At 62.8% G+C, this 17,301-nt stretch carries 14 protein-coding genes and 1 tRNA gene; 1 reads left to right on the forward strand and 14 read right to left on the reverse strand.

All coding sequences use genetic code 11. From position 1 onward, the window contains the following. The 4 genes from QRD43_RS22550 to rpsL form a co-directional block, all read right to left on the reverse strand. A partial coding sequence (locus QRD43_RS22550; protein WP_017454492.1) for a GTP-binding protein occupies window positions 1-123 on the reverse strand: 123 nt, incomplete at its 3' end. A gap of 239 nt (window positions 124-362) precedes the next feature. After that, complete coding sequence (gene fusA, locus QRD43_RS22555; RefSeq protein ID WP_285984774.1) at window positions 363-2,465, reverse strand: elongation factor G; 2,103 nt, start codon at window positions 2,463-2,465, stop codon at window positions 363-365. A 69-nt stretch (window positions 2,466-2,534) separates the two neighbouring features. Next, on the reverse strand, window positions 2,535-3,005 hold the full coding sequence (rpsG, locus tag QRD43_RS22560; RefSeq protein ID WP_285984775.1) for a 30S ribosomal protein S7: 471 nt from the start codon (window positions 3,003-3,005) through the stop codon (window positions 2,535-2,537). A 174-nt stretch (window positions 3,006-3,179) separates the two neighbouring features. Then, window positions 3,180-3,557, reverse strand: coding sequence for a 30S ribosomal protein S12 (gene rpsL / locus QRD43_RS22565; RefSeq protein WP_183103984.1), 378 nt, complete (start codon window positions 3,555-3,557; stop codon window positions 3,180-3,182). A 397-nt stretch (window positions 3,558-3,954) separates the two neighbouring features. Between rpsL and QRD43_RS22570 the strand changes: the two genes are divergently transcribed. Continuing rightward, window positions 3,955-4,470, forward strand: coding sequence for a putative toxin-antitoxin system toxin component, PIN family (locus QRD43_RS22570; RefSeq protein ID WP_285984776.1), 516 nt, complete (start codon window positions 3,955-3,957; stop codon window positions 4,468-4,470). A gap of 118 nt (window positions 4,471-4,588) precedes the next feature. Here the strand turns inward: QRD43_RS22570 and rpoC are convergent, their stop codons facing one another. From rpoC to QRD43_RS22620, 10 genes are all read right to left on the reverse strand, one after another. Next, a complete protein-coding gene (rpoC, locus tag QRD43_RS22575) occupies window positions 4,589-8,812 on the reverse strand; it encodes a DNA-directed RNA polymerase subunit beta' (RefSeq protein WP_285984777.1) in 4,224 nt (1,407 codons plus the stop codon). A gap of 21 nt (window positions 8,813-8,833) precedes the next feature. Then, on the reverse strand, window positions 8,834-12,955 hold the full coding sequence (gene rpoB / locus QRD43_RS22580; protein WP_285984778.1) for a DNA-directed RNA polymerase subunit beta: 4,122 nt from the start codon (window positions 12,953-12,955) through the stop codon (window positions 8,834-8,836). 430 nt (window positions 12,956-13,385) lie between these two features. Next, the gene (gene rplL / locus QRD43_RS22585) at window positions 13,386-13,766 is read right to left on the reverse strand and encodes a 50S ribosomal protein L7/L12 (protein ID WP_285984779.1); all 381 of its coding nucleotides are present in this window, start codon (window positions 13,764-13,766) and stop codon (window positions 13,386-13,388) included. Between the two features lie 52 nt (window positions 13,767-13,818). Beyond that, a complete protein-coding gene (gene rplJ / locus QRD43_RS22590; RefSeq protein ID WP_183103978.1) occupies window positions 13,819-14,337 on the reverse strand; it encodes a 50S ribosomal protein L10 in 519 nt (172 codons plus the stop codon). 324 nt (window positions 14,338-14,661) lie between these two features. Continuing rightward, window positions 14,662-15,369, reverse strand: a complete 708-nt coding sequence (rplA, locus tag QRD43_RS22595) for a 50S ribosomal protein L1 (protein ID WP_285984780.1) — start codon at window positions 15,367-15,369, stop codon at window positions 14,662-14,664. A 1-nt stretch (window position 15,370) separates the two neighbouring features. Further along, on the reverse strand, window positions 15,371-15,802 hold the full coding sequence (gene rplK, locus QRD43_RS22600) for a 50S ribosomal protein L11 (RefSeq protein WP_285984783.1): 432 nt from the start codon (window positions 15,800-15,802) through the stop codon (window positions 15,371-15,373). Window positions 15,803-15,986: 184 nt separating this feature from the next. Then, a complete protein-coding gene (gene nusG, locus QRD43_RS22605) occupies window positions 15,987-16,568 on the reverse strand; it encodes a transcription termination/antitermination protein NusG (protein ID WP_285984781.1) in 582 nt (193 codons plus the stop codon). Window positions 16,569-16,577: 9 nt separating this feature from the next. Continuing rightward, window positions 16,578-16,961 (reverse strand): preprotein translocase subunit SecE, encoded by a 384-nt coding sequence (gene secE, locus QRD43_RS22610; RefSeq protein WP_285984782.1) that lies wholly within the window; start codon window positions 16,959-16,961, stop codon window positions 16,578-16,580. A 127-nt stretch (window positions 16,962-17,088) separates the two neighbouring features. Further along, window positions 17,089-17,164: transfer RNA gene (locus QRD43_RS22615), tRNA-Trp, on the reverse strand. 15 nt (window positions 17,165-17,179) lie between these two features. Next, window positions 17,180-17,301: EF-Tu C-terminal domain-related protein (locus QRD43_RS22620; protein WP_491572015.1), on the reverse strand; the 122-nt coding region annotated here is incomplete at its 5' end.

Genomic DNA, 17,301 nt, shown 5'->3' on the forward strand with positions numbered 1-17,301 from the left:
ACCGAACTTCTTCGACAGCACGGTCGCGATCGCAGCCGTCAGCGTGGTCTTGCCATGGTCAACGTGACCAATCGTGCCCACGTTCACGTGCGGCTTGGTACGTTCAAACTTGCCTTTTGCCATTTCAATTCTCCAAAAAGAGCATTCATCCAGTCTGATGGTTTAGCGTTTCCGCCGAGGCCTTGATCCCTGCCGGCTGGCAAGCAGGAGACTCTCGACGAAGACGATTCAAACCCGCACCGCCTGCACACACGACGGACGCCCGCAGGGGCGTCCACCGCACGGAGCCCGGGGATCCGGCTCTGCCGGGCCCTCGGGCTCGCCCCCTTGAGGGGGCCGCCGCAGGCGGTAGGGGGTGGTCTTTACTTGGCGCGAGCGGTAATGATCGCGTCGGCCACGTTCTTCGGAGCTTCGCTGTAGTGCTTGAACTCCATCGTGTACGTGGCACGGCCTTGCGACATCGAGCGCAGGGTCGTCGAGTAGCCGAACATTTCCGACAGGGGAACTTCGGCCTTGATGACCTTGCCACCGCCGACCATGTCGTCCATGCCCTGGACCATGCCGCGACGGCTGGACAGATCGCCCATCACGTTGCCGGCGTAGTCTTCCGGGGTTTCGACTTCAACGGCCATCATCGGCTCGAGGATCACGGGGCTGGCGCGGCGGCAGCCTTCCTTGAAGCCCATCGAAGCGGCCATCTTGAACGCGTTTTCGTTCGAGTCCACGTCGTGGTACGAACCGAAGGTCAGCGTGACCTTCACGTCCACGACCGGGAAGCCAGCCAGCACGCCGTTCGGCAGGGAATCGATGATGCCCTTTTCGACCGCCGGGATGTACTCGCGAGGCACCACGCCGCCCTTGATGGCGTCGACGAACTCGAAGCCCTTGCCGGCTTCTTGCGGTTCGACCGTCAGCACGACGTGACCGTACTGGCCCTTACCACCCGACTGGCGAACGAACTTGCCTTCGACGTCGGTGGCCGTCTTGCGGATGGTTTCGCGGTAGGCCACTTGCGGCTTGCCCACGTTGGCTTCCACGCCGAACTCGCGCTTCATGCGGTCGACAATGATTTCCAGGTGGAGCTCGCCCATGCCGGAAATGATGGTCTGGCCGGACTCTTCGTCGGTACGCAGGCGGAAGGAAGGATCTTCTGCAGCCAGACGGCCCAGCGCCAGACCCATCTTTTCCTGGTCAGCCTTGGTCTTGGGTTCCACGGCCTGCGAGATCACGGGCTCAGGGAAGACCATCTTTTCCAGCGTGATCACGGAATCCGGATCGCACAGCGTTTCGCCGGTCGTGACGTCCTTCAGACCCACGCAGGCAGCGATGTCGCCAGCCAGAATTTCCTTGATTTCTTCACGCTGGTTGGCGTGCATCTGCAGGATACGACCGATACGTTCCTTCTTGCCACGGATCGGGTTGTACACGGTGGCGCCGGATTGCAGCACGCCCGAGTACACGCGAACGAAGGTCAGCTGACCGACGTACGGGTCGGTCATCAGCTTGAACGCCAGAGCGGCAAACTTTTCGCTGTCGTCGGCCTTGCGGGTGGCGGGCTGCTCGTCTTCGTCCGTGCCGGTCACCGGGGGGATGTCCACCGGAGAGGGCAGGAAGTCGATCACGGCGTCCAGCATGCGCTGCACACCCTTGTTCTTGAAGGCGGTGCCGCACAGCATCGGCTGGATTTCCGTGGAAATCGTGCGGGTGCGCAGGGCGAGCTTGATCTCTTCCTCGGACAGGTCACCCGTCTCGAGGTACTTGTTCATCAGCTCTTCGGTGGCCTCGGCGGCAGCCTCGACCATCTTCTCGCGCCACTCTTGAGCAACGGAGACCAGATCGGCCGGGATGTCTTCGTAGCTGAACTTCATGCCTTGGGAAGCCTCGTCCCAAATGATGGCCTTCATCTTCAGCAGGTCCACGACGCCCTTGAAGTTGTCTTCAGCGCCGATGGGGATCACGATGGGCACGGGGTTGGCCTTCAGGCGCGTCTTCATCTGGTCGACGACCTTGAAGAAGTTGGCACCGGTGCGGTCCATCTTGTTCACGAAGGCCAGACGAGGCACCTTGTACTTGTTGGCCTGGCGCCAGACGGTTTCCGACTGGGGCTGCACGCCACCCACGGCGCAATAGACCATGCAGGCACCGTCCAGCACGCGCATGGAACGCTCCACCTCGATGGTGAAGTCCACGTGCCCCGGGGTGTCGATGATGTTGAAGCGGTGCTCCGGATAGGTCATTTCCATGCCCTTCCAGAAGCAGGTGGTGGCAGCGGAGGTGATCGTGATGCCACGCTCCTGCTCCTGCTCCATCCAGTCCATGGTGGCGGCGCCATCATGCACTTCACCGATCTTGTGGTTCACACCGGTGTAGTAAAGGATCCGTTCGGTCGTCGTGGTCTTGCCGGCATCGATGTGCGCCGAAATACCGATATTGCGGTAGCGCTCGATGGGGGTCTTGCGGGCCATGGTCTTGCTCCAGATGCAGTGAGCCGCCAGCGGGTCAGTAGAAACCCGAGGCGGCCGTAAAAGACGTGTTTAGAAGCGGAAGTGCGAGAAAGCCTTGTTGGCGTCAGCCATACGGTGGACTTCGTCACGCTTCTTCATGGCGCCGCCGCGGCCTTCCGAGGCCTCCAGCAGTTCGTTGGCCAGGCGTTGAGCCATGGACTTCTCGCCACGCTTGCGGGCCGATTCCTTCAGCCAGCGCATGGCCAGAGCCATCCGGCGGACGGGGCGAACTTCCACGGGAACTTGGTAGTTCGCACCGCCAACACGGCGGGACTTCACTTCGACCATGGGCTTCACGTTGTTCAGGGCGGTCATGAACACTTCCAGCGGATCCTTGCCGGCCTTCTTCTCGACTTGGTCGAGAGCGCCGTAAATGATGCGCTCGGCGACAGCCTTCTTGCCCGATTCCATGATGACGTTCATGAACTTGGACAGATCAACGCTACCGAACTTCGGATCAGGCAGGATCTCGCGCTTGGGTACTTCGCGACGACGTGGCATGGGTATTTCCTTCTTCGCTTCAGTTGGTCTGGCAATGGCTCGCTGCCATCTGCCGCAACCGGGGACGATCACGCATTCGGACCATCCACTTACTCGGCCGCTGTGCCCTCGATGGGGTCATGCGCTCCGCAAAAACATCCGACCAGAGCCTGACGGCCGGTCGTGACAACTCAATTAAGCCTTCTTCGGGCGCTTCGCACCGTACTTGGAGCGGGACTGCTTGCGATCCTTGACGCCTTGCAGGTCCAGCGAGCCGCGGACGATGTGGTAACGAACACCCGGCAGATCCTTCACACGGCCGCCGCGCACCAGCACGACGCTGTGCTCTTGAAGGTTGTGGCCTTCACCGCCGATGTAGGAAATCACCTCGAAGCCGTTGGTCAGGCGCACCTTGGCAACCTTACGCAGAGCGGAGTTCGGCTTCTTGGGGGTCGTGGTGTACACGCGGGTGCACACGCCACGACGCTGGGGGCAAGCCTGCATGGCAGGCGACTTGGACTTCGTGACCTCGGTCTCACGACCTTGGCGCACGAGCTGGTTGATGGTTGGCATAAGTAACTTGTTCCCGTTTGAAGTCACAGACCTCTAGCGACCTGACGCGCTTCGCCACCTGGCAAAACGCCGCCTGAATTCACGGCCCGAAGGGCACTCGATGCACCCCACAGGGAAGCGCAAAAGCGCGCAGCACCTAGGCGCCGCACGCTGATTTCAAGCTGTCTGCATCACGATGGACGCAGCTAGACCAACTAGAGAGCCCTCGATTGTATGCCAGCCACCCTCTTTTGCACAAGCAGCTGGGCGCACAAGCCCGATGGGCACGGGGTTTGCGCGGAAAATGGGCGCCCCACTGAGCTGCCAAGGACGGTTTTCAGCGTGCGACAAAGCAAGCGCCCGCACGCCACCCTCTCCCCTGGCACTTCATCCCATTCCCCACGATCGCATCACCCCCATGCTGACACCGCCTCCCCTCGCCCCATCACCCGCGCTGCAGCCCGGCGGCACGACACCGGGGCCGAAACTGGTGCTCGACACCCAGGTGGTGATGGAGTGGCTGGTCTTCCGTGATCCGGGCATCCAGCCCCTTGTTGGCCCCATCGAGGCCGGTCGCTGGACCTGGATCGGCAGCGAGGCCATGCGGGACGAGCTGCTGCACGTGCTCTCGCGTGGCGTGGCCGCGCGCTGGAACCCCGACCCGCAGGGCATCGCCAGCACCTTTGCGCGGCTGTGCCAGATGCCGGCCGCACAGGACGGCGACGCCCCCCCTCCCCTGCTCAAGTGCCGCGACAAGGATGACCAGAAGTTCATCGACCTGGCGCTCAGCCAGCGGGCCGACGCCTTGATCAGCCGGGACAGCGACGTGTTGGCGCTGTCCAAACGCGCCCGAAAGCACGGCCTGGCCATCCTTCGGCCCGAGCAATGGCTGAAGTTGACGATGCCGCCGGCCTCCAGCGACACGCTGCCGTGAGCTCACTCGTCCAAGTACGCGCCGCACAACCGTCCAGGCAATAAAAAACCGCCGCCCCTTGCGGGTGCGGCGGTTTTGAGGGGCGCCGGCCGGGTTGCCCCGGCCCTCGCGTCCAGCCTTACTCGGCGGAGCCTTCGCCAGCCGACTCGTCCAGAGCGGCCAGTTGCACAGCCGCCATTTCCTCGGCTTCCTGCATGGCGATGGCACGGCGCTCGGCGTCGTCCATCTCTTCCTTGGCACGGCGTGCCAGATGGAAGGCCATGCCGGTACCGGCCGGGATCAGGCGGCCGACGATCACGTTTTCCTTCAGGCCACGCAGCTCGTCGCGCTTGCCCATGATGGCAGCCTCGGTCAGCACGCGGGTCGTTTCCTGGAAGGAAGCGGCCGAGATGAACGAATCCGTCGACAGCGAGGCCTTCGTGATACCCAGCAGCACATCTGCGTGCGTGGCGATCAGCTTGCCCTCGGCGCGCAGGCGGTCGTTGGTGTCCAGCAGCTCGGAGCGCTCGACCTGCTCGCCCAGGATGTAGGTCGAATCGCCCGGGTTGACGATCTGCACGCGGCGCAGCATCTGGCGAACGATCACCTCGATGTGCTTGTCGTTGATCTTCACGCCCTGCAGACGGTAGACGTCCTGCACTTCGTCGACGATGTAGCGAGCCAGCTCCTCGATACCCAGCAGACGCAGGATGTCCTGCGGATCGGCCGGGCCGTCGACGATGCCTTCACCCTTGTTGACCACCTGGCCTTCGTGCACCAAGATGTTCTTTTCCTTGGGCACGAGCTCTTCCCAGACCTTGCCGTCCGGATCGGTGATCTGCAGGCGAACCTTGCCCTTGGTTTCCTTGCCGAAGGAGACGGTACCGGTCTGCTCGGCCAGCACGCCCTTGTCCTTGGGCGAGCGGGCTTCGAACAGTTCTGCCACACGGGGCAGACCGCCGGTAATGTCCCGGGTCTTCTGACCTTCGACCGGGATACGGGCCAGCACTTCACCGGGGGCCAGGTCCTGGCCGTCGCGGATCTGGATCAGCGCGCCGACCTGGAAGCCGATCGTCACCGAGTGGTCGGTGCCGGGGATCTTCACTTCCTGGCCGTTGGCGTCCAGCAGCTTGACCTGCGGACGGACCACCTTGGCGGCGCCACGACGCTTCGGATCGATCACCACCAGGGTGGACAGACCGGTCACTTCGTCGACCTGCTTGGCCACGGTGACGCCTTCCTCGACGTTCTCGAACTTCGCCTGACCGGCGAATTCCGTGATGATCGGGCGGGTCAGCGGGTCCCAGTTCGCCAGCACCGTGCCAGCCTTGAGGGTCTGGTCGGCCTTGACGTTCAGGGTCGCGCCGTACGGCACCTTGTGGCGCTCGCGCTCGCGGCCGTGCTGGTCGGCGATGATGATTTCACCGGAACGGGAAATCACCACCAGCTCGCCCTTGCCGTTCGTGACGTAGCGCATCGTGGCGTTGAAGCCGATGATGCCGTCCGACTTGGCTTCCACGCTCGAGGCCACGGCAGCACGCGATGCGGCACCACCGATGTGGAACGTACGCATGGTCAGCTGGGTACCCGGCTCACCGATCGACTGTGCAGCGATCACGCCCACGGCTTCGCCGGTGTTGACCAGGCCGCCACGGCCGAGGTCTCGGCCATAGCACTTGGCGCACAGACCGAAGCGGGTGCCGCAGGTCAGCGGGGTGCGGACCTTGATCTCGTCCACGCCCGCCTGTTCCAGCACGTCCAGGGTGTCTTCGTCCAGCATGTTGCCGGCGGTCAGCAGCACGCCTTGCGTTTCCGGATGGAGGACGTCGATGGCAGCCACGCGGCCCAGCACGCGATCGCGCAGGGACTCGATGACTTCACCGCCCTCGACCAGCGCGCGCATGTTGATGCCGTTGTCGGTGCCGCAATCGTCCTCGACCACCACCAGATCCTGCGTCACGTCGACCAGACGACGGGTCAGGTAACCCGAGTTCGCGGTCTTCAGTGCCGTATCCGCCAGGCCCTTACGGGCACCGTGGGTGGAAATGAAGTACTGCAGAACGTTCAGGCCTTCGCGGAAGTTCGCGGTGATGGGCGTCTCGATGATCGAGCCGTCCGGCTTGGCCATCAGGCCCCGCATACCGGCCAGCTGGCGGATCTGGGCCGCGCTACCGCGGGCACCGGAGTCAGCCATCATGTAGATGGAGTTGAAGGACTCCTGATCCACTTCCTTGCCGTTGCGGTCGATGGTCTTCTGCTTGGACAGCTGCGACATCATGACCTTGCCGACTTCGTCACCGGTCTTGCCCCAGATGTCCACCACCTTGTTGTAGCGCTCGCCGGCCGTCACGAGACCCGAGACATACTGCTGCTCGATCTCCTTGACTTCCTTCTCGGCGCGCTCGATCAGCTCGTACTTCTGCTTCGGCACCAGCATGTCGTCGATGGCGATCGAGATGCCGGCGCGCGTGGCCAGACGGAAGCCGGACTGCAGCAGCTTGTCTGCCAGCACCACGGTTTCCTTCAGGCCGCACTTGCGGAAGGAGGTGTTGATCAGGCGCGAGATCTCCTTCTTCTTCAGCGCCTTGTTGATGTTCGAGAACGGCAGGCCCTTGGGCAGGATCTCGGACAGCAGGGCGCGGCCGACGGTCGTGTCCACCAGCTTGGTCTCGGGGATCCACTCGCCCGTTTCCTTGTCCTTGGTGTACTCGGTCAGGCGCACGCTGATCTTGGCGGTGATCTCGACGACGCCGTTGTCCAGGGCGCGCAGCATCTCCGACACGTCGGAGAAGATCATGCCTTCGCCCTTGCCGTTGATGCGATCGCGGGTGGCGTAGTACAGGCCCAGCACCACGTCTTGCGACGGGACGATGGAGGGCTCGCCGGAGGCCGGGAACAGCACGTTGTTGGAGGCCAGCATCAGGGTGCGGGCTTCCATCTGCGCCTCGATGGACAGCGGCACGTGGACGGCCATCTGGTCACCGTCGAAGTCGGCGTTGAAGGCCGCGCAGACGAGCGGGTGCAGCTGGATGGCCTTGCCTTCGATCAGCACGGGCTCGAAGGCCTGGATGCCGAGGCGGTGCAGCGTCGGTGCGCGGTTCAGCAGCACCGGGTGCTCCTTGATCACCTCTTCCAGGATGTCCCACACCACCGGGGTGCCGGATTCCACTTCCTTCTTCGCCGCCTTGATGGTCGTGGCGATGCCCATGGCTTCCAGGCGCGAGAAGATGAAGGGCTTGAACAGCTCAAGCGCCATCAGCTTCGGCAGACCGCACTGGTGCAGCTTCAGGGTCGGGCCCACGGTAATCACGGAACGACCGGAGTAGTCCACGCGCTTGCCCAGCAGATTCTGACGGAAGCGACCGCTCTTGCCCTTGATCATGTCGGCCAGGGACTTCAGGGCGCGCTTGTTGGCGCCAGTCATGGCCTTGCCGCGGCGACCGTTGTCCAGCAGCGAGTCGACGGCTTCCTGCAGCATGCGCTTTTCGTTGCGCACGATGATCTCAGGGGCCTTCAACTCCAGCAGACGAGCCAGACGGTTGTTGCGGTTGATGACGCGACGGTAAAGGTCGTTCAGGTCCGACGTGGCGAAGCGGCCGCCATCCAGCGGCACCAGCGGACGCAGGTCCGGCGGCAGCACGGGCAGCACGTCCATGATCATCCAGTGCGGCTTGATCCCGGACTTCTTGAAGGCTTCCATGACCTTCAGGCGCTTGGAGTTCTTCTTGACCTTGAGCTCGGAGCCGGTCATGTCGTTGCGCAGGCGATCGATCTCGATGTCGAGATCCATCTCCTCCAGCAGCTTCTTGATGCCCTCGGCGCCCATCAGCGCGATGAACTCGTCACCGTACTCGGCACGCTTCGCGTCGTAGTCGTCCTCGCTCATGATCGAGAACTTCTTCAGCGGCGTCATGCCGGAGTCGACGACCACGTAGGCTTCGAAGTACAGCACGCGTTCGATGTCGCGCAGCGTCATGTCCAGCACCAGGCCCAGGCGCGAAGGCAGGGACTTCAGGAACCAGATGTGGGCGCAGGGAGCCGCCAGGTCGATGTGCCCCATGCGCTCGCGGCGCACCTTGGTCTGGGTCACTTCGACGCCGCACTTCTCGCAGATCACGCCGCGGTGCTTCAGGCGCTTGTACTTGCCGCACAGGCACTCGTAGTCCTTGATCGGGCCGAAGATCTTGGCGCAGAACAGGCCATCGCGCTCCGGCTTGAACGTCCGGTAGTTGATGGTCTCGGGCTTCTTCACCTCACCGAAGGACCACGAGCGGATCTTCTCGGGCGAGGCCAGCCCGATCTTGATCGCATCGAAGTGCTCATCGGGCGTGAACTGCTTGAACAGGTCCAGCAAACCTTTCATGTGTTTCTCCTGTTCCGTCTCTTAGTTGCGCTCGAGCTCGATGTCGATACCGAGCGAACGGATTTCCTTCACCAGCACGTTGAACGATTCCGGCATGCCGGCATCGATGGCGTGCTCGCCCTTGACGATGTTCTCGTAGACCTTGGTCCGGCCGTTCACGTCATCGGACTTCACGGTCAGCATTTCCTGCAGCACGTAGGACGCGCCGTAGGCTTCCAGGGCCCACACTTCCATTTCACCGAAGCGCTGGCCACCGAACTGCGCCTTGCCGCCCAGCGGCTGCTGCGTGACGAGCGAGTACGGACCGGTCGAACGGGCGTGCATCTTGTCGTCCACCAGATGGTGCAGCTTCAGCACGTGCATGTAGCCGATGGTCGTCGGGCGCTCGAACTGGTCGCCGGTACGGCCGTCGTACAGGTAGGCCTGCGTACGCGTCTCGGTCAGACCCTTGCGGGCGGCGATGTCATCCGGGTAGGCCAGCTTCAGCATGCCGCGGATTTCCTCTTCCTTGGCACCGTCGAAGACCGGCGTCGCGAAGGGCACGCCCTTGGACAGGTTCTGGGCCATCTCGACGACTTCCTTGTCGGTCAGGTCGTCCAGGTGCTCCGTCTTGCCACCGTTCTTGTTGTAGAGCTCGTCCAGGAACTTGCGCAGCTCGCTGACGGCCGCATGCTGCTGGAGCATGTCGCCGATGCGCTGGCCGATGCCCTTGCCGGCCCAGCCCAGGTGCACTTCCAGGACCTGACCCACGTTCATCCGCGAGGGCACGCCCAGCGGGTTCAGCACGATGTCGGCAGGCGTGCCGTCGGCCATGTAGGGCATGTCTTCGATCGGGGTGATCTTGGACACGACACCCTTGTTGCCGTGACGGCCGGCCATCTTGTCGCCAGGCTGCAGGCGGCGCTTGACGGCCAGGTAGACCTTGACCATCTTCAGCACGCCGGCGGGCAGTTCGTCGCCTTGCGTCAGCTTCTTGCGCTTCTCTTCGAAGGCCAGGTCGAAGCTGTGGCGGGTCTGCTCCAGCGAGTTCTTGATGGATTCCAGCTGATTGGCGACCTCGTCCTCGGCGGGACGGATGTCGAACCAGTGGAACTTCTCGACCTCGGCCAGGTAGTCCTTGCTGATGACCGTGCCCTTGCTGATCTTCTTGGGACCGCCATTGGCGATCTTGCCGGTCAGCAGCTTCTCGATACGGTCGAAGGCATCGGCTTCCACGATGCGCAGCTGGTCGTTCAGGTCCAGGCGGAAGCGCTTCAGCTCGTCGTCAATGATCTGCTGGGCGCGCTTGTCACGCTGGATGCCTTCACGGGTGAAGACCTGCACGTCGATGACGGTGCCGGAGGTGCCCTGGTCCACACGCAGCGAGGTGTCCTTCACGTCGGACGCCTTCTCGCCGAAGATGGCGCGCAGCAGCTTCTCTTCCGGGGTCAGGGTGGTTTCGCCCTTCGGCGTCACCTTGCCGACCAGCACGTCGCCGGGGCCGACTTCCGCACCGATGTAGACGATGCCGGACTCGTCCAGGCGAGCCAGTTGCTGCTCGGACAGGTTCGGGATGTCACGGGTGATTTCTTCGGAGCCCAGCTTGGTGTCGCGGGCCATGACCACCAGTTCCTCGATGTGGATCGAGGTGTAGCGGTCTTCGGCCACCACGCGTTCGGAGATCAGGATCGAATCTTCGAAGTTGTAGCCGTTCCAGGGCATGAACGCGACCAGCATGTTCTGGCCCAGGGCCAGCTCACCGATGTCGGTCGAGGCGCCATCGGCAATGATGTCCTCCGAGGCCACCTTGTCACCCCGGCGCACGATCGGGCGCTGGTGGATGTTGGTGTTCTGGTTGGAACGCTGGTACTTGATCAGGTTGTAGATGTCGACGCCGACTTCACCGGCCACCGTTTCCTCGTCATTGACGCGAATCACGATGCGGTTGGTGTCGACGTAGTCCACGACGCCGCCGCGGCGGGCCGTCACGACCGTGCCCGAATCCTTGGCCGCCACGCGCTCCACGCCGGTACCGACGAAGGCCTTCTCGGGGCGCAGGGTCGGCACAGCCTGACGCTGCATGTTGGCGCCCATCAGTGCGCGGTTCGCATCATCGTGCTCGAGGAACGGCACCAGCGAGGCAGCGACCGACACGATCTGCGTCGGGGCCACGTCCATGTACTGGATGCGTTCCGGCGAGGTCAGGACCGATTCGCCGTTCTCACGGGCAGACACCAGTTCGTCGATCAGCTGGCCATCCTGGTTCAGGGTGGCATTGGCCTGAGCGATGACGTACTTGCCTTCCTCGATGGCAGACAGGTAGTCGATCTGGTTGGTCACCTTGCCGTCGACCACGCGACGGTACGGCGTCTCGAGGAAGCCGTACTCGTTCAACTGGGCGTACAGAGCCAGCGAGTTGATCAGACCGATGTTCGGGCCTTCCGGCGTTTCGATCGGGCAGACGCGGCCGTAGTGGGTGGGGTGCACGTCACGGACTTCGAAGCCGGCGCGCTCACGGGTCAGACCGCCCGGGCCCAGTGCGGAGACACGACGCTTGTGCGTGATCTCGGACAGCGGGTTGGTCTGGTCCATGAACTGGGACAGCTGCGAGGCACCGAAGAACTCCTTGAGCGCCGCGGAGATCGGCTTGGAGTTGATCAGGTCATGCGGCATCAGGGCTTCGGTCTCGGCCTGGCCCAGACGTTCCTTGACTGCCTTCTCGATGCGGGCGAGGCCCGAGCGGTACTGGTTCTCGGCCAGTTCGCCCACGCAGCGCACACGACGATTGCCCAGGTGGTCGATGTCATCGACTTCACCGCGGCCATTGCGCAGCTCGACCAGGATCTTGACCACGTCGAGGATGTCCTCGTTCGACAGGGTCATCTTGCCTTCCGGCGTGTCGCGGCCCACGCGGGCGTTGAACTTCATCCGGCCGACGCGCGACAGATCGTAGGTGTCTTCGCTGTAGAACAGGCGGTTGAACAGGGCCTCGACGGCATCTTCCGTCGGCGGCTCGCCAGGGCGCATCATGCGATAGATGGCGACACGGGCAGCCAGCTGCTCGGTCGTTTCATCCAGGGCCAGCGTCTGGCTGATGTAAGCGCCTTCATCCAGCTCGTTGGTGTACAGGCACTGGATGTCCTTGATGCCGGCGCTGCGCAGCTTCTTCAGCAGGGCGTCGGTCAGCTCGTCATTGGCCTTGGCGATGATCTCGCCGGTGTCGCCGTCGACCATGTTCTTGGCCAGCACACGGCCGACCAGGAAGTCTTCGGGCACCGTGACGTGCTGCGTGCCGGACTGCTCCAGCTGACGCACGTGGCGGGCGGTGATGCGCTTGTCCTTTTCGACCAGCACATTGCCGCTCTTGTCCGTGATGTCGAAGCGGGCGACTTCACCCTTCAGGCGGTCGGCCACGAACTCCATCTGGGCACCGGAGTCCATCAGACGGAAGTTGTCGAACACGAAGAAGTGAGCCAGGATCTGCTCGGGGTTCAGGCCGATGGCCTTGAGCAGGATCGTGACCGGCATCTTGCGGCGGCGGTCGACGCGGAAGTACAGGATGTCCTTCGGGTCGAACTCGAAGTCCAGCCACGAACCACGGTAGGGAATGATCCGTGCCGAGAACAGCAGCTTGCCGGACGAGTGGGTCTTGCCCTTGTCGTGCTCGAAGAACACGCCGGGCGAGCGGTGCAGCTGCGACACGATGACACGCTCGGTGCCATTGACGATGAAGGAGCCGTAGTCGGTCATCAGGGGCACTTCGCCCATGTAGACCTCTTGTTCCTTGATTTCCTTGACCGTCTTGGCCTGGGGGCTCTCGCGGTCGTAGATGATCATCTGCAGGCGGGCGCGCACGGCCGCTGCATAGGTCAGGCCACGCTGTTGGCACTCGCGGGTGTCAAACGGCGGCTTGGCGATGTTGTACTCGAGGAACTTCATCTCCACGAACCCGTTGTGCGACACGATCGGGAAGGCGGAGAGGAAGGCTGCCTGCAAGCCTTCGGGCTTGCGCTTGGCGGGGGGAAGGTCTTTTTGCAGGAAGGCGACGTAAGAGTCCTTCTGCATGGTCAGCAAATAGGGAACGTTCTGAACGTTCTCGCGCTTGCCGAAGCTCTTGCGGATACGCTTGCGCTCGGTATAGCTGTAGGGGGTTGTTTGCGCCATAAACACTCCGTGGCTAGCCCCCTCCTGGCCATGGCAGGGGCTGCGTCGGCGACTGGCTTCTCAGGCATTGCACCCGAAGCTTGGTGGTTGGCCACTACCAACCGCTGGCGGACAACCCTGGCCGCATGCTCATGCGTAACCAGAGTCCGACCAAACCGGCTCTCTGCAGTCGGATCAGAGAACACTTGAAAGAACCGCGAATGATACCTCGCGAAGCTCTTTCAACTGTTCTCAATCAAGATAAACCCGCAATGACGAAAAAGGGGAAGCCCAAAGGCAACCCCTTCTCGAATCCAGGTGAACCTGAATTCGTGCGGCGGGCGGCGTAGCGAGCCGGTCGAGGTCGGGCTTGAGACGCGCAGCCGTACTTGGGTACGGCGAGCATCGAAAGCCCGAGATCGGCCGGCGCAGTAGCCGAACGCCGTACGAATTACTTGAGTTCGACCTTGGCGCCGGCTTCTTCCAGCTTCTTCTTGGCGGCGTCGGCGTCAGCCTTGGACACGCCTTCCTTGACGGGCTTCGGAGCGCCGTCGACCAGGTCCTTGGCTTCCTTCAGACCCAGGCCGGTGATTTCGCGCACGGCCTTGATCACGCCCACCTTGTTGGAACCGGCTTCAGCCAGCACCACGGTGAACTCGGTCTTTTCTTCAGCAGCAGCAGCGCCACCGCCAGCAGCGCCGCCAGCGGCGGGAGCAGCCATGGAAGCGGCGGACACGCCGAACTTCTCTTCGATGGCCTTGACCAGGTCGTTCAGTTCCAGAACGGTCATGCTGTCCAGAGCAGCCAGGAATGCGTCTTTATCGAATGCCATGATGTTTTCCTAAATACAGATAAGTTGCAGTTGATGCGGTGATCGTCGTCGATCAGGCGGCAGCCGGGGCTTCGGCTTCTGCGCCGCCACCACGTTGCTGAGCCAGTGCAGCCAGCACGGCAGCGGTACGCTGCACGGGCGACTTGAGCAGGCCGGCCACTTGCGACAGCAGCACTTCCTTGCTCGGCACGGCGGCCAGGGCCTTCACGCCATTGACGTCCAGGGCCTTGCCGCCATAGGCGCCGCCCTTGATCACCAGCTTGTCATTGGTCTTGGCAAAGTCAGCAATGACTTTGGCAGCCGCGACAGCATCTTCCGAAAAGCCGTAGATCAGCGGGCCGACCATGCTCTCCGAAGCGACCTCGAACGAGGTGCCGGCCACAGCACGACGCGCCAGGGTGTTCTTCAGCACGTGAAGATACACACCCTGGGCACGCGCGGTGACGCGCAGCTTGTTCAAGGCTTCAACGGTGAGGCCACGGTACTCAGCCAACGCCAGCGTCTGAGCCTTGGCAGCCTGGGCTGCCACGTCCGACACGACGGCTGCTTTCTCGTTGCGATTGAGACTCAAGGTCTACTCCTCACAAAAATGCCTGGGGTCTTTCGACCTTTCGGCACACCGGAATTCAGCGACCTTCTGTCAGGAATTCACACCAGGACCTCAGGGGCCCGGGCACAAAACTTTCCCTTCAGCGGGTTCGCCATCTGCGCTGGCGGCCACACGAGGCAGCCATTAAGCGTCGTCCCCGGCACTGCAGGACTTCACGCCAGCGGTCTTGGATGACGCGCCCCCATCAGGGATGGAGGCGCCCCACCAATCTTGTCGCGCGGCACCAGACTCGTGCCGCGCAGATTCTTTGGCCGCCCGGCGCCGAGGCGCCGGACTGCATCACGCTCAGGCAGCGGCCGCGGCGTTGATGCTGGCGATTTCGACGCGGGCGCCGACGCCCATCGTCGAGGACACAGCCACCTTGCGCAGGTAGATGCCCTTGCTCGAAGCCGGCTTGGACTTGTTCAGTGCCTCGACCAGCGCGCGCAGGTTGTCCTGCAGCTTGTCGGTGTCGAACGAGCGACGACCGATCGTGCCGTGGATGATGCCGGCCTTGTCGACGCGGAACTGGATCTGACCAGCCTTGGCGTTCTTGACAGCGGTGGCGACGTCCGGGGTCACGGTGCCGACCTTCGGGTTCGGCATCAGGCCGCGGGGGCCCAGGATCTGACCCAGGGTACCCACGATACGCATCGTGTCGGGCGAGGCGATGACCACGTCGAAGGGCATGTCGCCAGCCTTCACGCGTTCAGCCAGGTCTTCCATGCCGACGACGTCAGCGCCAGCGGCCTTGGCTTCTTCAGCCTTGGCGCCCTGGGCGAACACGGCCACGCGCTTGGTCTTGCCGGTGCCATGGGGCAGCACGACAGCGCCGCGCACCACTTGGTCCGACTTCTTGGCATCGATGCCCAGCTGCACAGCCACGTCGATGGATTCATCGAACTTGGCGGTGGCCAGTTCCTTGACCAGGTTCAGAGCGTCACCCAGCGGGTACAGCTTGGTGGTCTCGACCTTGCCTTGCAGAGCTTTTTGCTTCTTGGTCAGCTTAGCCATGTCACACACCCTCCACGATGATGCCCATCGAGCGGGCCGAACCAGCGATCGTGCGAACGCCAGCGTCCAGGTCAGCAGCGGTGAGATCCTTCTGCTTGGTCTTGACGATTTCTTCCAGCTGGGCACGGGTCAGCTTGCCGACCTTGTCCAGGTGGGGGCGCTGCGAGCCCTTCTCGATCTTGGCAGCCTTCTTCAGCAGCACGGTCGCGGGGGGCGACTTGATGACGAAGGTGAAGCTCTTGTCTGCGAAGGCGGTGATCACCACCGGCAGCTTCAGGCCCGGCTCATAGCTCTGCGTCTGGGCGTTGAACGCCTTGCAGAATTCCATGATGTTCAGGCCGCGCTGACCCAGCGCGGGACCGACCGGAGGCGAAGGATTTGCCTTGCCAGCCGGAATTTGCAGCTTGATGAAGCCGACAATTTTCTTGGCCATGATTTCTCCTAGAAGCGCCGCGACGGCCACGCCGCTGCGCCTGAGTGCTAGCGCCAGGGACTCGGACTTGCGCCCCTACCCTGGCTCCTCTTGCCCGTGTCTCGTCACAGGCTGGCTACGGATGCGTTCTCAGGCACTTCAGAAGCACCTGAAGGGCCGCATCGGGCCCTTTGATCTTGTGGGATCAGACCTTCTCGACCTGCGAGAAGTCCAGCTCCACCGGCGTGGCACGACCGAAGATCGTGACCGAGACGCGCACCTTGGACTTGTCGTAGTTGACTTCCTCGATGGCGCCGTTGAAGTCCGTGAACGGGCCTTCCTTGACGCGAACGATTTCGCCAACCGTCCACTCGACCTTGGGCCGGGGCTTCTCGACGCCTTCCTGCATCTGGTTGACGATCTTCATCACCTCGTGCTCCGAGATCGGGGCCGGGCGATTCTTCGCGCCACCGACGAAACCGGTCACCTTGGACGTGTTCTTGACCAAGTGCCAGGTGTCGTCGTCCATGAGCATCTCCACCAGCACATAGCCGGGGAAGAAACGACGCTCGGTGACGGACTTCTTGCCGTTCTTCAGCTCGACCACTTCTTCAGTGGGAACCAGAATGCGGCCGAACTTGTCCTGCATGCCGGCGCGGTCGATGCGCTCGCGCAGATTGCGCTCGACGGCCTTCTCCATGCCGGAATAGGCATGGACCACGTACCAGCGCTTGGGCAGACCGGCCGGGGCGGCGTCGGTTGCGACGACTTGTTGCTCTTCGCTCATATCAGTCCTTTAGCGCTTCCAACCCAGGATCAGGTCATACAACACCCATTCCAGGGTCTTGTCCGTCAGGAACAGGAACAGCGCCATCACCACGACGAAGGCAAACACATAGCCCGTCATCTGAGTCGCTTCCTTGCGGGTCGGCCACACGACCTTGCGCACCTCGCGCAGCGAGTCCTGGCCGTAGGCGATCAGCGACTTGCCGGATTCAGAGGTGAAGAAGGCACCGGCAGAGGCGGCCAGCAGTACCAGCAGCGCCCCCCACTGGGCCAGCGCGCCCTGCTTGGACAGCGCGTAGAAGGCCACCAGCGCACCGATCAGCAACAGCACGGCACCGGCCAGCTTGGCCTTGTCTGCGCCGGAAGTGACGGTTTCGACTTGAGGATTGGACATTCGATTCGCTTTCAGCGCCCGAAACGGGCAAGGGCCATGACTGACCCATCAGCAGCAAAGCCCGCCGGGATGCACTCCCGCGGGCTTGGCTTGACCACAAAGACCAACGATCTTGATCAGAGACTGTTGGCAGGGGCAGAGGGTCTCGAACCCCCAACCTTCGGTTTTGGAGACCGACGCTCTGCCAATTGAGCTATGCCCCTGTGGTCCTTCAAAAATTACTCGATGATGGTAGCAACCACGCCCGAGCCGACGGTACGGCCACCTTCGCGGATAGCGAAGCGCAGACCTTCTTCCATGGCGATCGGAGCGATCAGCTTCACGGTGATGCCGACGTTGT

Origin of the sequence: Roseateles subflavus, from assembly GCF_030285365.1 — a bacterium.
In the GTDB taxonomy this organism is placed as follows: domain Bacteria; phylum Pseudomonadota; class Gammaproteobacteria; order Burkholderiales; family Burkholderiaceae_C; genus Roseateles_B; species Roseateles_B subflavus.